The 23,754-nt window shown below is 59.8% G+C and carries 17 protein-coding genes and 1 pseudogene; 9 read left to right on the top strand and 9 right to left on the bottom strand.

From position 1 onward, the window contains the following. Positions 1-587: 587 nt before the first annotated feature. Entirely contained in the window at positions 588-1,475 is an 888-nt protein-coding gene (locus tag M2281_RS12100; protein WP_280821407.1) for an AraC family transcriptional regulator, read from the bottom strand. Positions 1,476-1,574: 99 nt separating this feature from the next. On the opposite strand from M2281_RS12100, the gene M2281_RS12095 reads away from it, so the two are divergent. Further along, complete coding sequence (locus tag M2281_RS12095) at positions 1,575-2,318, top strand: SDR family oxidoreductase (protein ID WP_280821406.1); 744 nt, start codon at positions 1,575-1,577, stop codon at positions 2,316-2,318. 79 nt (positions 2,319-2,397) lie between these two features. On the opposite strand, the pseudogene M2281_RS12090 reads toward M2281_RS12095, so the two are convergent. Continuing rightward, positions 2,398-2,631 (bottom strand): annotated as a pseudogene (locus tag M2281_RS12090) (integrase); the annotation flags it as partial. A 214-nt stretch (positions 2,632-2,845) separates the two neighbouring features. Here M2281_RS12090 and M2281_RS12085 point away from each other — a divergent pair. From M2281_RS12085 to M2281_RS12075, 3 genes are all read left to right on the top strand, one after another. Continuing rightward, entirely contained in the window at positions 2,846-4,699 is a 1,854-nt protein-coding gene (locus M2281_RS12085; protein ID WP_280821405.1) for a monovalent cation:proton antiporter-2 (CPA2) family protein, read from the top strand. Between the two features lie 321 nt (positions 4,700-5,020). Then, positions 5,021-6,490 carry a DUF3300 domain-containing protein gene (locus M2281_RS12080; RefSeq protein WP_280821404.1) on the top strand — a complete coding sequence of 490 codons (1,470 nt, stop codon included), beginning with the start codon at positions 5,021-5,023 and terminating at the stop codon, positions 6,488-6,490. 328 nt (positions 6,491-6,818) lie between these two features. Continuing rightward, positions 6,819-7,574, top strand: coding sequence for a MarC family protein (locus tag M2281_RS12075; RefSeq protein WP_342394252.1), 756 nt, complete (start codon positions 6,819-6,821; stop codon positions 7,572-7,574). A gap of 142 nt (positions 7,575-7,716) precedes the next feature. On the opposite strand, the gene arcC is transcribed toward M2281_RS12075, so the two are convergent. From arcC to arcD, 4 genes are read right to left on the bottom strand one after another with little or no spacing between them, the layout of a single operon-like run. Further along, the gene (arcC, locus tag M2281_RS12070; RefSeq protein ID WP_280821403.1) at positions 7,717-8,655 is read right to left on the bottom strand and encodes a carbamate kinase; all 939 of its coding nucleotides are present in this window, start codon (positions 8,653-8,655) and stop codon (positions 7,717-7,719) included. Between the two features lie 3 nt (positions 8,656-8,658). Next, on the bottom strand, positions 8,659-9,663 hold the full coding sequence (locus tag M2281_RS12065) for an ornithine carbamoyltransferase (RefSeq protein ID WP_280821849.1): 1,005 nt from the start codon (positions 9,661-9,663) through the stop codon (positions 8,659-8,661). 23 nt (positions 9,664-9,686) lie between these two features. Beyond that, on the bottom strand, positions 9,687-10,916 hold the full coding sequence (gene arcA / locus M2281_RS12060; protein WP_280821848.1) for an arginine deiminase: 1,230 nt from the start codon (positions 10,914-10,916) through the stop codon (positions 9,687-9,689). Between the two features lie 29 nt (positions 10,917-10,945). Further along, the gene (gene arcD, locus M2281_RS12055; RefSeq protein WP_280821402.1) at positions 10,946-12,442 is read right to left on the bottom strand and encodes an arginine-ornithine antiporter; all 1,497 of its coding nucleotides are present in this window, start codon (positions 12,440-12,442) and stop codon (positions 10,946-10,948) included. A gap of 652 nt (positions 12,443-13,094) precedes the next feature. Between arcD and M2281_RS12050 the strand changes: the two genes are divergently transcribed. From M2281_RS12050 to M2281_RS12040, 3 genes are all read left to right on the top strand, one after another. Next, a complete protein-coding gene (locus tag M2281_RS12050; protein WP_280821401.1) occupies positions 13,095-14,495 on the top strand; it encodes an amino acid permease in 1,401 nt (466 codons plus the stop codon). Between the two features lie 235 nt (positions 14,496-14,730). Then, positions 14,731-15,213, top strand: a complete 483-nt coding sequence (locus tag M2281_RS12045) for a hypothetical protein (protein ID WP_280821400.1) — start codon at positions 14,731-14,733, stop codon at positions 15,211-15,213. Between the two features lie 3 nt (positions 15,214-15,216). Next, a complete protein-coding gene (locus M2281_RS12040; RefSeq protein WP_280821399.1) occupies positions 15,217-16,446 on the top strand; it encodes an HlyD family secretion protein in 1,230 nt (409 codons plus the stop codon). 317 nt (positions 16,447-16,763) lie between these two features. On the opposite strand, the gene ppk2 is transcribed toward M2281_RS12040, so the two are convergent. Further along, positions 16,764-17,537, bottom strand: a complete 774-nt coding sequence (ppk2, locus tag M2281_RS12035) for a polyphosphate kinase 2 (RefSeq protein ID WP_280821847.1) — start codon at positions 17,535-17,537, stop codon at positions 16,764-16,766. 1,416 nt (positions 17,538-18,953) lie between these two features. Between ppk2 and M2281_RS12030 the strand changes: the two genes are divergently transcribed. Next, positions 18,954-19,400, top strand: a complete 447-nt coding sequence (locus tag M2281_RS12030) for a histidine kinase (RefSeq protein WP_280821398.1) — start codon at positions 18,954-18,956, stop codon at positions 19,398-19,400. Positions 19,401-19,865: 465 nt separating this feature from the next. Here the strand turns inward: M2281_RS12030 and M2281_RS12025 are convergent, their stop codons facing one another. Together M2281_RS12025 and M2281_RS12020 are read right to left on the bottom strand one after the other, a co-directional pair. Then, positions 19,866-21,431, bottom strand: coding sequence for a VOC family protein (locus tag M2281_RS12025; RefSeq protein WP_280821397.1), 1,566 nt, complete (start codon positions 21,429-21,431; stop codon positions 19,866-19,868). Between the two features lie 14 nt (positions 21,432-21,445). Then, positions 21,446-22,402 (bottom strand): pirin family protein, encoded by a 957-nt coding sequence (locus M2281_RS12020; RefSeq protein WP_280821396.1) that lies wholly within the window; start codon positions 22,400-22,402, stop codon positions 21,446-21,448. A gap of 391 nt (positions 22,403-22,793) precedes the next feature. Here M2281_RS12020 and M2281_RS12015 point away from each other — a divergent pair, with 391 nt between their 5' ends. Then, positions 22,794-23,741: a LysR family transcriptional regulator gene (locus M2281_RS12015; protein ID WP_280821395.1), complete on the top strand. Its 948-nt coding sequence runs from the start codon at positions 22,794-22,796 to the stop codon at positions 23,739-23,741. The last annotated feature ends 13 nt before the right edge of the window (positions 23,742-23,754 follow it).

Below are 23,754 nucleotides of genomic sequence, written 5' to 3'. Positions count from 1 at the left end.
TCAAACGAATTCCCGCGCCGGCGGCGTGATCCCGTCGACGAGCGGCATATGGCCGACGCTCATCAGCCTAAAGCGCGGTCGGGTTGAAAGCAAATCGGCCTTGGCGCTTTCGCACCGTGTGAAGCATCCCGCTGCCGGTCAAGGTTGCATTTGAAGCGCTGCATTGGCCGGATGCGCCGATGATCCTGCTCGATCCGATTACGATCCGACCTTGCTCGAAATCTGTAAGGTCGCGCGCGAGACATGCGCTAAACTCCGTCCCTGCGTCGGTCCTTACTTGTCTTCGTCATTCCGGCGGAAAGCAGTCGATTCGGCCGACCTGAACGGCCGCTTTCGGGAAGGCCGCAGTCGCACGCTAGCGACCGGAATGGGCGCGTTGCGGACTGGCCGGTTTGGGCCGCAAGTGGACTGTCCGGTTATGAGGCAAAAGGTAGGGAAAGCAGCCATTCCGCTGCCGACCGCATTGCAGCCATTGCGCATGCTACGGCCAGCCGCCGACAGCCGACCGTCGGCAAAAAGGGCCGCTGGTAGCCTTCCGAATGGAGCGTCGTCGGGAAGGAGTCAGCGGCAAGATCATCCGCCCCTACTCATCCTGCGCGGGCGTAGAGCGCGGGCGGGATTCCGACGCGCCGGGCAAAGGCCGTGCTGAACGCGCTGGCCGATCCATAGCCGACGCGCTGGGCCGCTTCTGCGACCGTGATCTTGTCCCGGCGCAGAAGATCCTTGGCAAGCGTCATGCGCCAGCCGACGACGTACTCCATCGGCGCAACCCCGACTTCACTGCGAAATCGCTCGAAGAAGGTGGTGCGCGACAGGGCCGCCTCGCGCGCCAGCCTATCCACCGTCCAGGCCTCTGCCGGCCGGTCGTGAATGCACCGGAGGGCGATGGCGAGCCGATCGTCGCAAAGGCCACGCAGGAGCCCCGATGGCGCTGCTGGACCTAGCGCCGATCGAAGCGCTTCGATCAGGAGAACTTCCAGGAGCCGCGTCAGGACGGCCTCGCGACCGGGACGCTCGGAACGCATCTCGTCGTTCACGAAAGCCACCAGGGTGGACAGCCGCTGCTCGCCGCGCACATGCACGAGTTGTGGCAGAAGCGAAACGAGAAGATCGGCATCGTCCGAAGCGAAGGTGCAGTGCCCAACCAGCATGCGCATGTCGGGCTGTACGCCTTCAGGCCCGAGACGGAACACGCCCGGGCTTGTCTCGGCCCTCGCCGTCTCCCCTTCCACACAGGATTCAAGGCTGGACATGACGAAGTCGTAGGCAGCCGGCACGAGCACGAAGTCGCCAGCCTCGAGCATGAGGGCCGCTTGGCCGGCGAGATCAAGGCGGCAGCGCCCCTCCAGGATGGCGCAGTAGAAGGGGCGGCCCTTGTCGGTGCGATGCACGTGCCATGCACCACCCGCGACGATGAGCTTCGATAGATCGGCCTTGGGCTGCAGAAGACCGACGATCTGGCTGAGAGGATCCATCGTTCCGTACGATTGCAAATGTTATTCGGACTTCCCATTATAGATAATCCGCACTTCCTTGCCTATCCTCCTGTCATTCCCAACAGGAGGTCATTCCCTATGAGCACCATCCTCATCACTGGCTGTTCTTCCGGCTTCGGCCTGGAAACGGCGCGCCTCTTCCTCGATCGGAACTGGACGGTCATCGCCACGATGCGCACGCCGCGCGAAGACATTCTACCTCCGTCCGACCGGCTACGCGTTCTGCCGCTTGACGTAACCAATGCCGGCAGCATCAAGCGCGCCATCGAAGCGGCGGGTCCGATCGATGTCCTCGTCAATAACGCGGGTGTCGGCCTCATGAATGCGCTGGAGGGCGTGTCGCTCGAAAAGATCCGCGAGCTGTTCGAGACCAATACGATCGGCACCATCGCCATGACGCAAGCCGTGCTACCACAGTTCCGCGAGCGCCGCGCCGGCACGATCGTCAATGTGACGTCCAGTGTTACCCTGCGCGCTCTGCCACTCTTGTCCGCCTATACGGCGACCAAAGCTGCGGTGAATGCCTTCACGGAGTCGCTGGCGCTGGAGTTGGAGCCGCTCGGCATCGTCCTGCGCCTCGTTCTGCCGGGTGCTTCGCCTGAAACCGCGTTCGGTACGAACGCCCGTGCCCGCATGGGGATGGAAGTGCCTGCAGCCTATGCCGACATTATGGCGCAGGTGGTGGCCAACCGGCAGCGCGCGACCGAATTCACGCGCGCCATCGATGTTGCCGAGGCCGTCTGGCGAGTGGCAAGCGATCACGCCTATCCCATGCGCCTGCCCGCCGGAGCGGACGCTGTAGCTTGGTCGAAGGACACATGATCGGTAACCCCGCATCCATTGGAGCCGACATGTCCGCTGTCCACCAATGATGGCCTCTCGGTGAGCCCGAGAGGCCATCACGAGGGCCGACGACCAAGGTGCCGATTTTGATCTTTACGAGATCGCAGCCACGCAGCTTGCTATCAATGGCGAGGTCGAACAGGGCGCGATCACGCATCCGCCGTTCTCGATCAAGGAAGAAGCGGATCGCCCACACCTGGCGCGGTTTTAGTGCGCGTTTTGCGCCAACCTTCCGGCCAGCATTCCAAGCACGTCGCGCCTGTGCCGCGGGATCGTGTTGTGAAAGTCCCATGATGTTCCTCCTTTGGCCACAATTGGCCAAAAGGAGAACGAGAAGGCGACCCAAGTTAGCCTGCGGGCCGCTAACGGGCCGGCAGCTTTCGGGCATCCAATTAGTAATAGCAGCCATTTAGCTCACGACCTCGAGTAGGTCATCCACGCTCGGTCCCCCACCCGGCACTCCTTGGTGCAGAAACGAGGTTGCTGGGTCGCCAGCCTGCCGGATCGTGCAATCCGGATCCGTGGCTCAATGCGAAGAACAAGCGAATTCGCGTTCGCCATGCAATCGCGTTAAACTGAAAACCCTACACCGGTTTTCGGATCCGCCTATGGCCGCTCCCGCGTTCCACGAACCTGTGATGCTGCGCGACGCAATCGTCTTCCTGCTTGCGGCGATAGTGGTCGTGCCCCTGTTCCGACGTTTCGGCATCAACGCCGTCATCGGCTATCTTGTAGCGGGTGCGATAATCGGCCCGCATGGGTTCGCACTCGTACACGAGGTCGAGGGCACCTACCGACTGGCCGAGCTCGGCGTTGTTTTCATGCTGTTCTCGATCGGCCTAGAGCTGTCACCGGAAAGGCTCCGGGTGATGGCGCGGTACGTTTTTGGCCTTGGCGTCGCTCAGGTCGTGGTCACCGGAACGGTCCTTGCCGCGGGTGCGCTGGCTCTCGGTGCCAATCCGGGGCAAGCGGCAGTCATCGGCGGAGCATTAGCCCTCTCTTCAACGGCGTTTGTTCTCCAGCTTCTTTCACAGCGAGGGGAGCTTCATACGCATTTTGGTCGGGTTGTCCTGTCCGTGCTGCTGCTCCAGGACCTCGCGGTCGTGCCAGGTTTGGCAGTTGTAACGGCACTTGGCTCCCAGCCAGATGCGCTTGCCGAAGCACTCGCTATCGCAGCGGCCAAGGCCCTCGCCGCGCTTGTTCTTATTCTGGTGGCAGGTCGATGGGTGCTCCGCCCGCTGTATCGCATGATTGCCGGCACGCGCAGTCCCGAACTATTTGCCGCCGTAACGCTGCTGGTGGTTCTGGGAACCACTTGGGGAATGATGCATGCGGGACTGTCCACGGCACTCGGCGCTTTCCTGGCTGGCCTGATGCTGGCTGGCACCGAATATCGGCACCAGATCGAAGCCGACATCCGTCCGGCCCGCGGCCTGCTCCTGGGACTGTTCTTCATCTCGATCGGAATGCTTGTCGACTCTCGGACCATCACGCCGCGCTTGCCCGAGATCCTGGTTGCAACGGCCCTTCTGGTGTTTTGCAAGGCGACGATAATGACAGCCTTGTGCCGGCTGTTTCGGCTGCCTCTGCCGCTGGCTGCTACGGTAGGGCTGCACCTTGCCCAAGGCGGCGAGTTCGCATTCGTGCTAATCTCGCTTGCAATGGCAACTGCCGTCCTTCCGGTCCAGGCAGGCCAGTTCCTGTTGACTGTTGTGGCCATCACCATGGCATTGACACCGCTCCTGGGCGAGATCGGGCGGCGTGCGCAATCCTGGCTGGAACAAAGAGCCCCCGGCGGCTTGGCCTCCTTGGCGTCGGAGGCCGAGACCTTCACGGACCATGTCGTCATAGCCGGCTTCGGACGCGTGGGCCACACCATTGCCGCCATCCTCGACGCACGAAAGATCCGATGGATCGCGGTCGACCTCGACCCTCCCAATGTGGCTGCGGCCCGTGCTCAGGGGCTTCCTGTTTTCTTTGGAGACGCTTCCAACGAAGTGATCATTCACGCCACAAAGATTGAGCAGGCGCGCGCTGCCGTAATCACGCTCGACGCCCCCGTCGCCACAGCATCGGTTCTCAGGATGATCAGGAGCGAATTGCCCGACATCCCTGTTGTTGTCCGGGCGCACGACACCGAAAACATGGACGAATTGCTGCGCAATGGCGCAAGCCAGGTTATGCCGGAAACGATCGAGTCGAGCCTCCTGCTCGGCGGCATGGTTCTCCAGACACTTGGAGAGAGCGACGCCAAGATCGAGGAAGCAATTGGAAACCTCAGGCAAGCCGCCTACCAAGCTTCCGGATCACCGGGCGTGCCGACGTGGCGACCAGCATCCGAAATGTCGAAACGACAGTGAAATTGAATGGCCAGCGAGAATGCTGCCCCAACGTCAGGCTTTTCCTGACTTGGCATTGGCGCAGGATCAGCGAGCATTGCCTAGTCGGCCCGATCCGGCAGGTTCGGCGGCGATTGTGCAAAACTCTCCGTTGCGCCCGCCGAGCCGTCTTGCTTTCACAGGCCGCCACCTGTGAACTGCTCGTTGAATTGGTAGGCTTTCGAGACATCGGCTTTGTGATGGCTCGTCCTGATTGTCTACTTTCGGCGCCGCGCTAGTTTCACATATACCGATATGACATTCAGCTAACTGGCATTTCTGCATGCCAGAAGCGAGGGTGCTATGACACGCTGGAGTTTGACTTTAGCGGCCGTCTCCCTGGTTCTTGTCGCTGGTAGTATTCCGCTTTCGGCCACTTTCGCGCAGGAACAGACCGAGGCTGCAAATGCTCCGACCGCAGGCACGTCTGCGGCGGCCCCGCTCACCGAACATGAGCTGCAGGTCCTGGTCGCGCCGATCGCGCTCTATCCCGATGAGCTGGTCGCAGCGATCTCGCAGGCGGCGCTCTATCCGCTGCAGATCGTCGAGGCTGAGCGCTATCTCCAGCAATATGCCAAGGACAAGAGCCTGAAGCCAAAGGCGAGCTGGGACAGCAGCGTGATCTCGCTGCTCAACTATCCCGATATCGTCAAGAAGATGAGCAGCGATCTCGAATGGACCGAGAAGCTGGGCGATGCGATCACGTCCCAGCAGAAGGATGTGCTGGTCGCCATCCAGCAGCTACGACAGCAGGCGGTTGCCAAGGACATCATCAAGTCCGACGACAAGATCAAGGTGTCCAAGGAAAACGACAAGGTCGTCATCGCGCCGGCAAGCGCCGAGACGATCTATGTGCCGCAATATGAGCCGCAGATGCTCTACGCGGCCGACTATCCGCCCGAGCCGATCACCTATTACCCGGAAGCCTATTCTTCCTACTGGTATCCGACGGCCCCCTTCTTTGCCGCGGCCGTGACGGGAGCGGCTTGGGCTGCGGCAATCGACTGGAACGACTGGGGCATATGGGGCGGCCGCTGGGGCGGTGACGTCGACATCGATTGCAACCATTGCTTCAACAACCGTGACTTCAACGGCAAGGTGAATTTCAACGATGTCGACTGGAGGAATGTCGACCGCTCCAAGATCGACATCAATCGCGATCAGCTCGCCAAGTTCAACCAGTCGAACATCAGGAACAGCCTTGAGCGCAACAGTGCCAACAATTTGCGCAACCAGGCCGCCAGCATCAAGAACCAGCGCCCATCGGCGGCCGCCCGCACCGCCGGCAATGCCAAGAATGTCGGCAAGAGCACGCTCGAGGGCCTGAAGAACCAGCCCGGCCGAAACAAGGCCAGTGCCGACAGGCCAAATGTCAACAAGGCAAACGTCGGCAAGCCAAACGTCAACAAGACCACGCCCAAGAACGTCAACGCCAAGAAGGCCGGCCCCAACACGGCAAATGCCCGCAAGGCCAACGCCAAGACGGCGGCCAATGCCAAGCGGCCGTCCGGCAAGGCGAAGGCGGCGAGCCAGGCCAACAATCAGCCGCGAAAGCCGGCCAACGTCGCCAATGCCCGTAACGGCAGGGCGCCGAACGTCGCCGCAAATCGCGGCGCTCAGTCGATGAGGGGCGGCACGCATCGGAACTACGCGATGACCGCGCCTAGAAACGGCGGCCATCATCACAGGGCCGGACCGCGGCGCCACCACGGTGGACCTGCAATGCGCGGTGGCGGCGGAGGATTCCGCGGCGGTGGCGGCGGGCGTCGGTGAGACTAGGCTGTAGAGGCCCCGACAAGCGGCCCACTGATGGGAGGTGGCACACTGATAATGCTGGTATGCCCGCCCCGGCGACCCTAGTCGGCCAGCCCATGGGACTGCGGACGTTGTTGTTAGGTCCAGCGGCTAAAGCAGACTGTCACCGGGCGTGGGGCTTCCCCCGTCGTCTTGAGGTCTTTGCCCGACTTGGCGTCAGCATTGGATATGTGAAAATCGCTTTGCTGCCTGCTCCGGTAGCGCATGGCCCGGCGATGCTAGTGCCGCTCGCCACTTCTGCTGAGCCAAGCACCATCCCTTGGGCTGAAGCACGCGATTTTCGTCCATGACGAGTGAACCCTGTCTGCTTTTCCGGCCTTCAGGCAACGTCAATGTACCGGTCCACATCTTTGTCGCGGCAATAATGATCTCGGCTCCCGCTTTCGCGCAAGGACTGGCACCTGGATCATCCGTGCCACAATCGGAGTTCGGCGCACGCAAGATCTTTTTCATGCTGTTTCTGATGCTTGGACCAATCAAGATCTTGGTGCCCTTCGTGAACATGTCACGGAAGGCAGATTCCAGTTTTCGGCGGCGGCTGGCGACGCGAGCCGTTCTGTTTTCAGCAGCGGCTCTGGCGATCGCCGTTCTGCTAGGCCGCAGCATGCTGGAAAACTTCGAAATCTCAGTGCCGGTGCTCGCGATGACGGGCGGCATCGTTCTGTTTCTGGTCGCCTTGAGGACCGTTCTACAACAGTCGTCTGGCTCAGTTGAACGTCCGAAGGAGGATGACCAGCCGGCGGACCTAAGTCACGCCCTCACCCCGCTGGCATTTCCGATAGTAGTCACGCCCTATGGCGTAGCGGCAGTGATCGTTTGCGACCCTAGCGGAGCAGTACAGTTCCCAGTTTGCAGTGGGCGCAATTGTCGCCCTGATCTTGCTGCTCGATTGGTTGGCGATGCTGTTTGCCGAGTCGATATTGAGGTGGGTAGGAACCTCCCTTCAGGTGTTCGCAGTTGTTCTCGGTGTTACCCAGATTGCCCTCGGCTTGCAGGTAATCCTGCACAGTCTGTGCATGGCATCGCCGGATGCCATAACTAGATGCTCCGAACTTCAAGCTCCCCGTCTGGGATACGCGGTACCAGATTGCCTGGAGGTCAAACCGGAAGTCAGTCACTGGGCTTGATATGCAGATTAAAGCTGCGCCTCCGGAGAGGTATTTAAGCAGGATTCCGAAGCCGCATCAGCGGTGCCACGTGATACCCTCAAAATCGGACCGCACTAACGTTCCCTTTTCGCCGCGAACGATCGCAGGAATGTCGGCCAAAGCGCCGATCGCTGCTGTGCGTCCCGTTGACCGAGCGAAATGGCAGGCCGCTTCAACCTTGGGGCCCATTGATCCGGCCGGGAATTCATAGGCGGAGATCGCCTCCGGACTAGCAATGTGTATGGCCTTCGCCTCTGGCGTTCCCCATCCTATGAACACTGCCTCGGCGTCGGTGGCCATGATGAAGAGATCCGCCTCGACCTCCCTCGCAAGCAACTCCGAGCACCAGTCCTTGTCGATGACGGCCTCTACGCCAATGAGTTTGCGGTCTTGATCAGGAGCATAGACTGTGGGTATCCCGCCGCCTCCAGCGCAAATCACGACCGCGCCGTGATCTAGCAGCCATCGCACAGGCCTTATCTCAAAAATGCGCTTGGGCTGAGGTGAAGGCACCACGCGACGCCATTTCGGACCATCGGGTTTGAATACCCAGCCCTTTTCCGCCTTGATCTGGTCCGCTTCGGCCTTATCGTAGACCGGACCAACGAATTTTGTCGGATTGCTGAAGCCGGGATCATTACCATCGACCTCGACCATCGTTAGCAGGGTGGCGAACGGCACCTCGAACGGCAGCAGATTACCGAGCTCTCGCTCGATCATATATCCGATCATGCCCTCTGTTTCGGCACCCAGTATGTCAAGCGGATAGGCTTCGTCTGCTTTGTAAGCCGCCCCCTGCAGCGCCAATAATCCGACTTGAGGGCCATTGCCGTGACTGACCACCACCTGATGATCAGTGGCGATCGGGGCTATAGCCTTGGCGGCAACCAAGACGTTCTGCTGTTGAACGTCAGCGGTCATCGGTTCGCCACGTTTAAGCAGCGCATTTCCGCCAAGAGCAATGACGATGCGCATGGCTCAATCTCCCAGCGTGGCCACCAAGAGGGCCTTGATTGTGTGCATGCGGTTCTCGGCCTGCTCGAAGGCGACGTTCGCCTCCGACTCGAAGACTTCGTTGGTGACTTCCAAGCCGTTGGCCATGCCGTAGTCCGCGGCGATCTGCTTGCCCACCGTAGTTTCGGTGTCATGGAAGGCAGGCAAGCAGTGCATGAACTTCACCTGTGGATTGCCACTCGCCTTCATCAGGCTCGCATTCACCTGAAAGGGCGTGAGCAGTTTGATGCGCTCGGCCCACACATCCTTGGGCTCGCCCATCGATACCCATACGTCGGTGTGAATGAAGTCCACTCCCTTGACCGCCGCATGCGGGTCGTCTGTGACGGTGAGGGTCGCGCCCGATTTGGCCTTCAGGTCGTTGGCGATCTTCATGTAGTCTTCCGATGGCCAGAGCTGCTTGGGGCCGCAGATGCGCACATCCATTCCCAGCATGCAGCCGACGATCATGAGTGAATGCCCCATGTTCGACCGAGTATCGCCGACATAGGCATATTTGATCTCGGTGATGGGCTTGTCGCTGTGTTCTCGCATCGTCATGACATCGGCCAGCATCTGCGTCGGGTGATAGTCGTCGGTCAACCCGTTGTAGACCGGAACGCCTGCGTATGCGGCAAGCTGCTCCACAGCCTGTTGAGCCGATCCTCTATATTCGATTGCGTCGTAGAGTCGCCCAAGCACACGAGCCGTATCCTTGAAAGACTCCTTGTGACCAATCTGCGAACCGGCGGGATCGAGATAGGTGACGTTGGCTCCCTGGTCGTGGCAGGCCACTTCGAATGCGCAACGCGTCCGGGTGGAGGTCTTTTCAAAGATCAGGCAGATCTCCTTACCCTTCAGATGCTCCTGCTCAGTCCGCGCATATTTGGCACGCTTAAGATCGCGAGCGAGGTCGAGCAGGTAGCGGAACTCGCGCGGCGTGTAGTCCTGCACGGTCAACAGCGAGCGATTTCGTAGGTTGAAGCTCATCATTCTTCTCCCTGTTCAGTGGGTCAGTAGGCCGGGTCGCGCAGGATCGGGCATGTCATGCAATGCCCGCCGCCGCGGCCACGACCGAGTTCCGAACCGCGGATCGTAATGACTTCAACACCAGCTTTGCGCAGGAGCGTGTTGGTGTAGGTATTGCGGTCGTAAGCAACCACCACGCCCGGCTCCAAAGCGACGACGTTGTTGCCGTCGTCCCACTGCTCGCGTTCGGCTTGATAGGCGTTGCCACCCGTCGCGACCGCCCTCAATTTGGGAAGGCTTAGAGCCTCCGCCACGACCTCGAGGACGTGTTTCTCATCCTTGCGGACCTCGAAGTGCCCGTGTTCATCCACCGGATAGACGCTGTAGCAACGTATCTGATCGACCACTTCCTGGAAGACTGTGACGAGGTCCCGGTCGCAAAAGCTGAAGACGGTATCGAGATGCATGGCGGCACGGCTTTTCGGCATAAGGCAGCCGATAATTCGCGTTGCAGCATTGTTGCTGAACAATTGCTGAGCAACCTGCCCAACGGCCTGATGCGTGGTTCGCTCGCCGAGGCCTATCAATACAATTCCCTTGCCAATCGGCATGACATCGCCACCCTCCATGGTAGCGCCGGCGAATGTTTCGTCGGTGTCTCCCCACCAGATCTTGAAGTTGCCGTCACGGAACGAAGGATGGAACTTGTATACGGCGCGCTGCAGGAGGGTTTCCGGCCTGCGCGCCGGCCAGTACATCGGATTGCATGTGACCCCGCCATATATCCAGCACGAGGGATCGCGCTGGAATAGTGTGTTCGGGATTGGTGGCAGGACAAACTCCGCGTCGCTGAAGGCTTCACGCATCATTTCCTTCAGGATGCTCTCGGGAAGATCGGCCACGGTGATGCCGCCGATCATCAGCAGCGTAAGTTGACTCGATTTCAACTCATCCAGCCAAGAACGCATGAGCGACGCATTTTGAACGCCAACCGAGTTTGGCGTGATCAATCGGTCTAGGACGAATGTCCGTGCTTCCGGAACCTCGAACGTCTCTGCCAGTAGATCGTGCAGTTCGAGGACCTCGACGCCACGCTCCTGCATCTTCAACACGAAGTCGTAATGGTCGCTTTGGGCCTCATGCACCCAGATCACGTCGTCAAAGAGAAGAGAATGGCAATTTCCTGGCGTAAGGCGTTGATGTGCGAGCGAAGGCTTGCAGACCATAACGGTACGCAGTTTCCCAACCTCAGAGTGCACTCCGAACTCTCGCATCATCTCCTCCATCGGGCTTTCAGCCTTCCCTAGTGAAATGGGGTGAGCCTCCCGGTCCACATGAGCCATGCGGCGGCGATTGCCAGTATGATGATCCCGGCGGCGACAACGTATTCGTATCCGACGAAAACGCGTTCGCCGTGCTCGGCCCTGGCCTTGGCGTAGACCAAAATCCCCGGCGCGAAGAGGACTGCGCACATCAGGAGGAACCCGAGACCAGCGGCATAGACGAGCCAGAGCCCGTAAAGCGTTGCCACCAGGCCGATAATAGCGTCCCGGTTCCGGGCGCGGTCGCCATCGGCATAGCCTTCGCCGCTCATGGCGAGTTTAAGTGCGTAGGCACCTGACAGGACATAGGGTGGCAGGATCGCAACGGATGCTATGAGATAGAAGAACTGATATGCGCTCTTGGAAAACAGGCTGAGCAGCAGGAAAGCCTGGATAAGAAGGTTGGTCGCCCAGAGCGAATGAGCTGGCGAGCCATTCTGGTTCTCGCCGCCGAACCATTTGGGAAATGTGCCGTCACGACCGCAGGTGTAGGGGATTTCGGCGCACAGCAGGGTCCATGACAGGAAGGCGCCGCTGACCGAAACAATCAGCCCGAGATTCACCAAGGAAGCTCCCCAACGGCCGACGAGAGCTTCCATCACTCCCGCCATCGAAGGCACCTTCTGGGCCGCGAGCTCAGGTTGCGTCAGGACGCCGGTAGCCAGGAGCGAGATCATCACATAGATCGCCAGCGCGCCGAAAAATCCAATGATCGTTGCGCGACCGACGTCGGATCTGTGAGCTGCCCGTGCGGAATAGACGCTTGCGCCTTCGATACCGATGAAGACCCAAAGCGTTACCAGCATGGTGCTTTTGACCTGGGTCAGGATCGAACCCAAATTACCCACCCCTTGGGCATCCCCGCTTCCCCAGAAGTTGAATGCAAGCTTGTCCCAATTGAATCCGATGATCGCCGCCAGAATGAATGCCATCAGAGGGACAAGTTTCGCGACGGTCGTGACGATGTTGACGAATGCCGCCTGCCTTATGCCGCCCAGAACGAGGACGTGAATCAGCCAAAGGCAGATTGAAGCCCCCAGTATCGAGGCAAGATTGTTGCCGCCGCCGAAGACGGGAAAGAAGTGTGATAGTGCCGAGAAGATCGCGACTGCATAAGCAACGTTGCCAAGAAAGGCGCTGAGCCAGTAACCCCAAGCGCTGTTGAAGCCGACAAAGGGACCGAAGCCAGCCTTGGCGTAGGCATACGGACCCGCATTCAAATCGGGTTTGCGGACCGCTAGCCCCTGATAAACGAAAGCCAGCATGAGCATGCCGACACCGGTTATCAGCCAGCCGATCAGAATTGCCGCGGGAGATGCCTGGCGTGACATGTCCGAGGGGAGATTGAACGCTCCGCCGCCAATCATCGAGCCGACGACCAGCGCAATAAGCGGCAGTAGGGTCAGCTTGGTAGGTGTCTCTGAAGCTGTTTTTTGCCGTTCGCCTGTGAAAGCTGTGGTCGACATTCCGACCTCCACTCTATCCCTGGCTAGTCAAATGAACGACGTCCCGGGGGCCTGCCATGCAAGCTCGGCCTCACCGGGATAGGCCAAGTAGGTTAGCCCGTAAATTAGGTCGACGGCTAAGCTTGTCCAGACTCAATTCGCAAAGATCAGGTAGTTAGCCAGCTTTCACTTCTTCGTTTTATTTTGCATTATCCCTGGTTGAAACTCGGCAGATTCTTAGTATCTTAAGTCTATATTAACAGATGTTGTTGTCATCATTCTGGTAAAATTGCCGCTCAATCAAATCTTACATCCGGCGTCAGACTGATTATATGAGTGTTGATCAGGTAAAATCTTGAAAGTTCCATCGACTACAGTGTGTCATATGAGGGATATGCGGCTTCCGACTCGGCGCCAGAAGCCTGTTAGTTTGCCAATTCTCCGTCCTCCCTGCTGATATCGAGGCGCTACTTTCGCTATTCAGTAGCATCAGAGTGAAGGGCACACATGCCGATTGGTGTATTCCGTGTGACAGCCCGGAACCATGTCCGCAGATTCTGGGTTGTGCGGATAGCAGCGACTTACGACCTGTGGCTCGTTGGATCGCCCTATTTTCAGAGGGGGTCAGGACAGAAAGTCGTCGCGCCGCTGGTCAGGCATCGCACAGTTTGGAGGAGGCGGAGACATGACCGAGCAGCATGGAACAAGCGTTGCTACCGACGGCCTCCATAGCACGCCTGGTGTCCTCGGTCTCGGTGCGTGCACGGCCCTTGTGGTAGGCAACATGATCGGCTCCGGAATTTTCCTCCTACCGGCCTCACTTGCAGGATTCGGGCCGATAGCACTTGGGGGCTGGGCCGTGACGTCATTTGGCGCATTGGTCCTGGCGATGATCTTCGGACGGCTCTCGCGAGTGATAACCAAGACCGGCGGCCCTTATGCCTATACCGAGGCAGGTTACGGAGACTTCGCAGGCTTCATCATCGCGTGGGGCTATTGGATTGCGCTGTGGACGGGCAATGCCGCAGTGGCCGTTGCCCTCGCCGGATATGTAGGCTTCCTAGTACCCGCGGTGGCAAGCTCGCATGCTTACGGTCTCGCCGTTGCACTGATGGCCATTTGGACACTGACCCTGATCAACGTGGGAGGAGTCCAAGAAGCAGGCTTTGTGCAGATCGTCACCACCGTACTCAAGCTTGTTCCACTGGCGCTTATTGGAACATTGGGCTTCTTCTGGATCGATTCAGCGAATTTCTCGCCGATCAATACGAGCGGCAAATCCGATCTGGCCGCGATCTCAGGTGCGGCAGCGCTGACGCTCTGGGCATACCTTGGGCTTGAGTCCGCCACCGTTCCGGCGGGTGAGGTGTTCGAGCCCGAAAGAACAATCCCTCGAGCAACCATCATTGGCGTATTGATCACGGCGATTGTTTACATAGCCGTGACGACCGTGGCTATTGGCGTTGTCCCCCCGCAGACACTCGCCCACTCGACTGCGCCATTGGCCGACGTTGCCCGCCGGATGTGGGGTGCAGGGGGCGGAGTGCTGGTAGCGGCCGGTGCTGTGATCTCGACCTTTGGGACTTTGAACGGATTTACCTTGCTATGCGGTCAGGTCCCCTATGGGGCTGCCCTTGACCGCATATTCCCAGCTCGCTTCGGACATCTCTCTCGCTACGGCACGCCGGCGAACGCATTGGTTCTCTCCAATCTGCTTGCCTCCATTTTGGTGACGTTGAACTTTGCAAAGGGCCTCGTGAACGCGTTTAACACCATCATCTTGTTGGCTGTCATGTCGAGCCTGCTGCCTTACGCATTGTGCTCGCTCGCCGAATTGATGATCCTTGTCCGGACAGGCCATACCTCTGGAGGGCCAGCGGTGATCAAGATCGCTATACTCGGCTGCCTCGGCTTCGTTTATTCGCTGTGGGCGCTCTATGGCGCGGGAGCCGAGACCATTTATCTTGGCTTTCTGCTCATCCTGGCTGGCATTCCAGTTCACGTTTGGATCAAATGGCGCAACGCAAAGACGTTGACCAGCGAGTTGGCACCCCGGTCCCAACCAATGACGAACACCACCATCTAACTCGCCACCCGGGCCCCAAACTGCGACCAACAGCACCGATCGAAAGCTTTTAGCCTAGAATGCCAGGCCGGGGCTGCGCCCCACTAGCATGTACGGGCAACGTCAAGAGCCGCTCGCGCTTTTGTTCACTGAGCAGCCGTGATCGTCAAATTGTTCGATTTGGCGCGCGACATCCTGGCACAACGCCATAGGTATTCAACGGCATTGTTACCTCGGTCAGTAGAGGAGCTCAGTCATGGCGGAGCCGTTGCATCCGGCGGCAGTGGACCATCTGCCCTTTTTCATTACGGCGCCAGGAGAGACGGACGTACTCTTCGTTGTGACGGCCATCTTCGTTCTGCTGATAATCCTGCTCGTCGGGGTTTTGTACTTTCGGCTGCACGCCCTCCCCGAGCACATGGCCCATGGCGCCAGCAAGGGGCAGTTGCAACTGGTTGCCGTCCTCGCGCTGATTGCCCTGTTTACGCACAATCACCTGTTCTGGATTGCAGCCCTGCTGCTGGCGCTGATCGAGTTCCCGGACTTTCACAGCCCCATCCGCTCAATGGCCAGATCGCTTCGGAAGATTGCCGGCCTGGCCGACAAGCAAGCTGAACCGGCGCCGACAGAAGCCCACCTAACCCCTACCAAACCCCATACGGTCCACACCGCACCTGAGTTGATGCCGGTCGAACTGCCGCCTGCCGCCGACGAAGACCTTTCCGAGCGGAGGGGATGAGCCATGCTTGAATTCATGATCTGCTCCATGCTCACGATCTTTCCGGACTATCTCTTCCGCCGCTATGTCCAGGGCAAGAGGATCGGCCAGGAGATCAACCTCTACACGATGTGGTTCGAGCTGCGCTGGGGCATCACCGCCTGCGTGATCCTCACGCTCTCGCTGATCACGGCGATCTTTTATTTCCACCCTTCAACGAGCAACGTCACGGCGGTCTTCCGCACCGTCACCATCCTGCCGGAAACAAACGGCCGCGTGGAGGAGGTCTATGTCAACACCAATGACAAGGTGGAGGCCGGTGCTCCACTGTTTCGGTTGGACGACGCGAAGCAGAAGGCAGCCATCGAAACCGCACGCCGACGCGTGGAAGAAATAGATGCCGAGACAACGGTGACCGAAACCGAGCTTGCGGAAGCGGACGGCGTGATCACCCAGGCCGAAGGCGCCTTACAGCAGGCCGTGGATGAATATGAAACCCAGGTCGAACTGAACAAGCGCAATCCGAATGTCGTGGCAAGGCGCGAGATCGAGAAGCTCCAGGTGGCCACGGAAACCAAAAAGGGTGGGCTGGCCGCAGCTGTAGCGAACAAAACGACGTTGGAGACCAAGATCTCTTCGCTTCTGCCGGCGCAGAGAGCGAGCGCCGAAGCCGAACTTGCCCAGGCAAAGGTGGAATTCGAGAAAACCGTCGTGCGCGCCGGCACCGCCGGAACAGTTCAGCAGTTTTCGCTACGCCCCGGCGATATCGTCAATCCGCTGATCCGCTCTGCCGGCATCCTGATACCCGAAGCTCATCGCGCAGCCCTGGTAGCAGGCTTCGGCCAGATCGAATCCCAGGTCCTCAGGCCAGGGATGATCGCTGAGGTGACTTGCATCGGCAAACCCTTCACCATCATTCCGATGGTCGTAACCGAGGTCCAGAAGGTCATTGCCGCCGGTCAGGTGCGCCCGACCGATCAGCTCATCGACGTGCAGCAGATGGCGAAGCCCGGGACCCTGACCACCTATCTGGAGCCGCTCTACGAGGGACAGCTCGACGGCATCCCTCCGGGCAGCAGTTGCATTGCCAACGCCTATACGAGCAATCATGACGAGCTGCAGCACGGGAACCTGAGCACTCCGCGCTGGTTCGTCCTGCATGCCATCGATGCGGTTGGATTGGTGCACGCCATGATATTGCGCCTGCAGGCGATCATGCTGCCGGTTCAAACGCTGGTGTTGACGGGGCACTGAGAAAAGAAGGCCCCGGGGTTCGCGAACCATTCACTCCTTCCCGAGTATCTGCTCCGTGCGCCGAAGACGATGGATTCTCCGGCATCGACCGCGTCTCGATGGCTCACGGAACGCCAACCTCACGCTCATGCGCAGGGCCAGGTATTCGCAACGGCCTGAAACGCAAAAGGGAGCCTGTCGCCTCGGGGGAGAGACGACGGGCGTCCCATGGAAGCCGCTAGTTACACCAGACATTTCGCGCGATTGATGATTGCCCCGGAGATTGAACAGGTGCTGGGAGCACGAGCGCGTTCTCGACAAGATGCAGGGCTGCCTTCTCAGTAGTGGCTGGGGATCGGCTCGCCTGCGCCCAGACCCTCGGTAGCGCCTTTGGGCCGCGGCTGGGTCTTGGGAATCTTCGGCAGGTCTATGTCGACCTTTTGGTAGGGTATGCTGTCGAGCAGATGCTGGATCAGGTTCAGTCGGGCGCGGCGCTTGTCGTCGGCGGGTACGATGTACCATGGCGCCTCTGGGGTGTGCGTGGCCTCGATCATGTGCTGGTAGGCTGCCGTGTAGTCCCACCAGCGCCGAACTGACTCGGTATCCATCGGGCTCAGTTTCCAATGCTTGACCGGGTCGTTGATCCTGGCCTCGAAGCGGCGCCGCTGTTCGTCCTGGCTGACATCGAGAAAGTACTTCCGCAGGATGATGCCGTTATTGACGATCAGCTCCCGCTCGACGGCAGGAACCATCGCCAGGAAGCGCTCGTAATCTTCGTCGTCGACGAAGCCCATCACATGCTCTACCCCAGCGCGATTGTACCATGAGCGGTCGAACAGGATGATCTCACCTCCCGCCGGGAAATGTGCAATGTAGCGCTGGACGTAGACTTGCGTCTTGTCACGGTCGGTGGGGGCGGGCAATGCCACGTGCCGATAGACGCGCGGGCTCGTGCGGGCGGTAATGCGGCTGATCACGCCGCCCTTGCCCGCCGTGTCGCGGCCCTCGAAAATCACGATGACTCGCGCACGCTTGGCTTGGACCCAAGTCTGCAGGCGGACCAGCTCCACTTGGAGCTTCGCAAGCTCCTTCTCGAATTCCTTGCGTTTCATCTTGCCGGAGGCGTTGGGTTCCTCGACTGACTGATGATCCGTTTGCCCATTTTTCGCCAATTGGAACGCTCCTTGTGCACTGCCAGAAGCTACAATTCAGTACGTTGTGGCACCGCCGGCAGGTGCCGCCAGCCTCAATGGAGATTGCGACCGTGTGCGTGGGGACGATCTGCGGCATGCACGTGCCGGTGAGCGTGGCGGGGACGGTGGGTTTTGTTGGGTGTCGTGCGACCATTTTGGTGGGTGGGAACCGTGTTCCCGGTTGCACCGCCAACTCCCGTCGTTGACGTAAGAGCAATGAGGCCTATTGAAAGCGAGAAAAGCAACGTACGCATAGTCGTCACCTCCTTAGCCGTTGTTCCGCAAAAAGCGCCTGTCGAATGGCGCGCCAGCCAAGAAAGCCCGCCGCCTCTGCCAGACGACGGGCCAGGCGCTGACGGCTTGTCCGTAGGTTAATCGCCAGCATCCATTAGCGATATGGCGCGCTTACTGATGTTCCAGGGTCATTTCCCGGAGAGCGGAGCGGGCCATCATCATCCCATTCAGGAGACGGGTAATTCTACTCCGCGTAGGCTGCTAGTCATGTCAGGGAAAACGGCACCTGGTTCGGCGAAATCTGCCACCTCGCTTGGCATTGGGTGAATGCATTCATCACATTGTCGGACTTGTGATTGTGGACTCGTATGGCGACGCTATCTGCGCTGCCAGCGCTTCGGCAGCAGGGGCCCGGTGTAGCTCCCCCGACTGGCATCATCGGGCCTCACCCCCTGCGCTTGAGCACGAAGAGGCGGAAGGTATCGCACCGCCGAAGGGCAAGAAGGCCAAGGCGGCGCATTGATGCTTACCTAGCATCAGACGCGAAAAAGCCGCACGGATTGTCGCTTGGGACGAGTAAGCGACCTCGCTCCGGGCGAGACTTGCCCGTGCTTTACGCGTCAGGCTTGTCCAGACTTGGCATTGGCGCAGGATCGGCGAGCATTGCCTGGTTCGGTCTGCCCCGGTAGGCTCGGCGCGATCGTGCAAAACTCTCCGTTGCACCCGCCGAGCCGTCTTTCTTTCACAGGCCGCCACGTGCGAACAGGCACTCGGGTTGCCAAGCAAGGCTATGGCCTTGAGGAGGCTACCTGTCGTCAGAACGCGGTGCGGCTCAGACAGCAACCGTCTGCAGTCCATCGCTTCGGTCGACGCGAATGTGTGCGCGCTCAAGGCGCGACGGGAGGCCAAACGCGATTTTGCCAGGCATCGTAGCCACCACTAGACGCCAACGCACAGACGGTGAGTTACAAGGGCTATTTGTGCTTCCCGTCCCAATTCCGGGATAGGAATTCACGTCATAGTGCATACGCTCTGGTCAAAACGCGGATGACGCCTAATTTTGAAAGCACAGAATGAAGAGTGTTGCCTCGAGGTGGTGACATGGCCAACCCAATAGAGACTCCCCCCAGCGCCGCCCAGCTTCGCAAAATGCTTCTCGAACAGGAACTGGAGAAATCCAACCAGTACCAGAAGCTGCAAGAAGCCAAGCAGAAGGAGCTTGCGGATTTCGCCACGAACTTCTTGCAGCACCACGTTACAGAGAACGAAATCGCGACCGTCCGGCGACTTGTGATGAACGCTGTGAGAGACGGCAAGCTAGAGGCGATGGTTTACAGCTTTCCCTCCTCAATGTGCACCGATAACGGCCGCGCGATCAACAGCAATGATCCGGATTGGCCTCAAACGCTGCAAGGCAAGGCCAGGGAGTTCTTCGAACGCTACCAGACTTACGGAAAGCCTCATGGATACAAGCTCAAGGCGATGATCATCAATTTCCCTGGCGGGATACCAGGCGATGTCGGCTTTTTCCTGAGCTGGGGGCAATAGTCCGAACTGGCTTGCACATAGCGAGAAACTGCTAGAACGGGCAGCGGAAACCGTCGACGATTACCGTCAAGCGTACCGTGCCGATGAATAATCTCGGCTCTGGTGACATCGTCTTCGACCTCTACTCCGTGGCCTACACCGACGAGCCGCCAAGCCATTGCGATGTCTGCTTTGAGGGAGCGGCAAAGGTGAACCCTACGGCCGACATGGGGCGCGAAGCGGCCCGGGAGTTTTGGGCCGAAAGCTGTCCGACCGCTCTTACGCGAACTCCTGCGATAGCAGACATCTGGCGAATGCCGTCCCAGAACATCAGCGTGATCCGGTCGCGCCCGCTTGGGTATGAACGACGCTTCTGAGTTCAGGCCACCTTCTGGTAAAGGTGATCTCGGCCTCACCACCGATGCCGTCTATACGGGCGACGTAGCGGCCGTGCCGCCCTTCGGGTTCTTCCTTGGCGATCTGATTTCAGCCATTCCTGCCTCTTTTTTCGGCGAGCCATTCCCTTGGGATCGAGCCGTCTTGCGACATCAATTCATGACCCGCCTCGATGCTGCGCAAGTCAAGCGCCGCACCCGATGCATCGAGCCAGGTCGCCAAACGGGCGACATCGGCGCCGAACGGGTCGCGCGTGCCAACAATCATCAGCACGTCGACGCCGCGCAGATCCGCCATGGGCGTCGATTCCAGAACCATGATCGGCCGTAGCAGGATGGCTCGGCGCACGATCGATGGATGCAGGCCCATAACCGCCGCCGCGAAGTTGGCTCCGTTGGACCATCCCAGAAAGGTCGTGTTTGCGAGGTCGAGTGCGTAGGCTGCCACGGCACCGTCGATGAAGGCCGCGAACGCCGCCGCCTCGGAGCGGATGTCGGCCTGATCGAAGCTGGTCGGCGAAAAACGACGGAACCAGCGCGCGTTGCCTTCCTCATGGGCGCGGCCGCGCACGCCGAGCAAGGTGGCGCGCGGTGAAATACGATGCGCCAGCGGCATCAGGTCGGCTTCCGTGCCGCCGCTGCCATGCAGAAGCACGATGGTGCTGCCGTCCGGGTCTTGCGGCGTGAAGAAGCGATGCACGAAAGGCAGGTCGCGGCGCGGCATGCGCGGTTTGCCCGGCATGGCGAATTGCGGCAGCATGATCTTGAGGTCGTCGGCGCGGACCTGATCGCCCGGCGGCACCATCAGCGTGGTGCCCAGTTGATCCGGCGTTTCGTCGACGGCAAAGCCCGGCCCGTCCGTTGCCACTTCCAGCAGCGTGCCGGCAGGCTCGCGCACATAGAGTGAGATGAAATAGCGTCGGTCGTGCACATTGGTCGGTGACGAATTGAGCTTTGAAAGCTCCGTTTCCAGGGCTTCGATCGCCGCAACGTCGGCCGCGCGCAGGGCCACGTGATCGGCGGTGCCGGTGCCCGCAATGCCTTCCACATAGCCGGAACCATCGCGGACATCGATGGCATCGGTGTCCGACAGCATACGTGTGATGTTGCCTTCCACCGGCCCCGGCCTGTAACCAAAGCGAGCGATGAAGGCGGCGGTCTCCTCCGGCACTTCCGACAGGATGGTCACGGCGCGAAGGCGGGTGGGCGCGACGGTCGCATCGCCCCATGGCTGCGCGGTCGGCATATCGGCCCCGACGAGCTTGACGATGAAGCCGTCAGGGTCCTTCAGCCGCAGCACGGTTTCGCCGAATTCGCGAGAAGGGCCTTGCAGGGTGACGCCGTGTTGCAGGGCGCGGGTCATCCATTCGCCGAGGCTCGACTGCGGGACCGCCAGCGCGATCTCGAAGACCTGTCCATGACCGACCCGGCCGGGCGCACCATCTTCCCACACAAGAAAGGTGATGAGGGAACCCGGCGAGCCCAGTGCGTCGCCGTAGAATAGGTGAAGCTGCTCGGCGTCTTCATAGCCGCCAGTGCGCTTGACCAGCCGCAGGCCGAGGAAACCAGCATAGAAGTCGACATTCGCCTGCACATTGCGTGTGATGAGCGTGACGTGGTGAATGCCGCTTTCGGGCTTTCCGGCCTGCTGTTGCATGTCGGTCCGTGCCTCTAGTGACCCGAAGGACCAGCGTCCGGATATGGAATGAACTCGGCATCGTCGCCCGGCGGCAGCCGGAAACGGCCATGCTCGAAGTCGCCCTTGATCCAGGCCTCTTTCGCAGCGTCGAGCTTTTGCTTTGAGGAGGCGACGAAGTTCCACGAAATGTAGCGCGGACCGTTGAGCGTCTCGCCGCCGAGCAGCATCAGGCGAGCGCCCCGTTCCCCAGCGGTTACGGTGATGGCGTCTCCCGGACGGAAGACCATCATCTGTCCTGCCGCAAATTCCTGCCCCGCAATCAGCACCGACCCTTCGGTGACATAGAGGCCGCGATCCTCGTGATTGTCGGGAAGCGGAATCTTTGCGCCCGCTACAAGCGCGACGTCGGCATAAAACATTTCGGACAAGGTCTTTACCGGCGCGCGCGCTCCCCAGGCGTTGCCGAGGATGAGGCGCACCTGCTTGCCCTCGCCGGTCATGAACGGCAGCGCATCCTTGTCCTGGTGCTCGAAGGTGGCGGGCCTGTCTTCATCGGCTTCAGGAAGAGCCACCCATGTCTGGATGCCGAACAGCGAATGGTGCGGCTGGGCGCGGGTCTGCGCACTAGTGCGTTCCGAATGGGTGACACCATTGCCGGCCACCATCCAGTTCACCTCACCAGGATAGATCATCTGATTGGTGCCGAGGCTGTCGCGGTGCTGGAACTCGCCCTGATAGAGATAGGTCACGGTGGCGAGCCCGATATGGGGATGCGGGCGCACATCGATGCCGCCTTCATCGATGAATTCAGCCGGCCCCATCTGGTCGAAAAAGATGAAGGGGCCAACCATCTGGCGCTTGGGGGCGGGCAGCGCGCGGCGGACCTCGAAGCCGCCGAGGTCACGCGCACGTGGCACGATTAGCGTCTCGATGGCGTCGATATTCCCGGCTTCCGGGCATTTGGGTTCGATGTCGGGCATCCAGCTCATGTCGTTCCTCTTTGTGCTTGCTGTTTGACGATCCGGCCGCCGCGAGCGCTTCCACCGAACCATACCGGCATTATCTCGGGCAATGAAGCGTGCTTAGCGACGGTCTCCCGGGATTTGCATTGCCTCGCCGTGCCTGACCTCGGCGCGCGTATGCCAAGCCAGGGTATCGATGCCGTTATCGGAAGCACGAGCCATCAAATTGGCTGCAGCAAATGCCGAACGCTCAACGTCATTTGATTAGTAGCGATCATCTGCATCACCGTTCCGAAGCTTTCTCGATAGCTAGTAAAGGTGGTATGATTCGCGCACAATGGCGGCATCCGTGGCATGGATGTCCACGTATCGTGAACACGAGGGGTAAACCCGGAACGGCGAAGGAGCATCAAGCGGCGTGGACAAGTTTACCAACATGCGAGCCTTCACGAAGGTCGTCGACCAGGGCAGCTTCGCCGGGGCAGCCAGAGAGATGGGCCTCTCGCGCTCGGTCATCAGCAAGTACATCATCGATCTTGAGACGGCGCTTGGCGTTCAGTTGCTCAATCGGACAACCCATAACGCCGCGCCAACTGAGGTCGGTTGGCGATATTACGAACGCTGTGTGGCTATCCTCGCGGATGTTGAAGACGCTGAGACGGATGCGACGAAGTTTCAGGTCGAGGCGCGCGGAACGCTTCGTGTGAATGCGCCGATGACCTTTGGCACCATGTATATCGGGCGACTGATTGCGGCGTTCATGGCCGAGCACCCTGCCCTTCAGGTGGAGCTTGTCCTGAGCGACGAGTTGCTGAACATGGTCCAGGAAGGATTCGATCTGACGATCAGTCTGACCGAGTCCCCGTCGGGCAACCTGATCGCTCGAAAACTTGCGAGAGCGCCGCGAGTCTTATGTGCGTCACCAGCCTATCTCGCGACGTGCGGCGTGTTGGACCACCCCAAAGACCTGCAAAACCATAAGTGTTTGAACTACGGATACCTTGCGACGGGAACGCAGTGGCGATTCAGCGGCTCCGAAGGGGACCATTGGCATTCGATCACCTGGAATCTGTGCAGCAACAACGGCGAAGTGTTGCGCGACGCCGCCATGGATGGTGCCGGGATTGCCATGCTCCCGCGGTTCATCGTCAGCGAGGATCTGAAAAGTGGCAGGCTGAAGACCGTTCTGGATGAATTCCGCGTTCCCAGCCTCGCGGTCTTCGCGCTCTATCCGCCGACGCGCTATGTCCAGAACAAAGTTCGCGTCTTCATCGACTATCTCGTCGATCACTTCGGCTCGTCATTCGTGTTGGAGGACGGTGGGCCTCTTGTGCCACCCTCGAGGCAGAAGCCGAAGGCCGGCTGAAACGTCAACTCGG

Origin of the sequence: Pseudaminobacter soli (ex Li et al. 2025) (genome assembly GCF_029892515.1) — a bacterium.
In the GTDB taxonomy this organism is placed as follows: domain Bacteria; phylum Pseudomonadota; class Alphaproteobacteria; order Rhizobiales; family Rhizobiaceae; genus Pseudaminobacter; species Pseudaminobacter soli_A.
The sequence above is the reverse complement of the archived record's forward strand: the minus strand, read 5'-3'. Positions and strand labels throughout refer to the sequence as shown.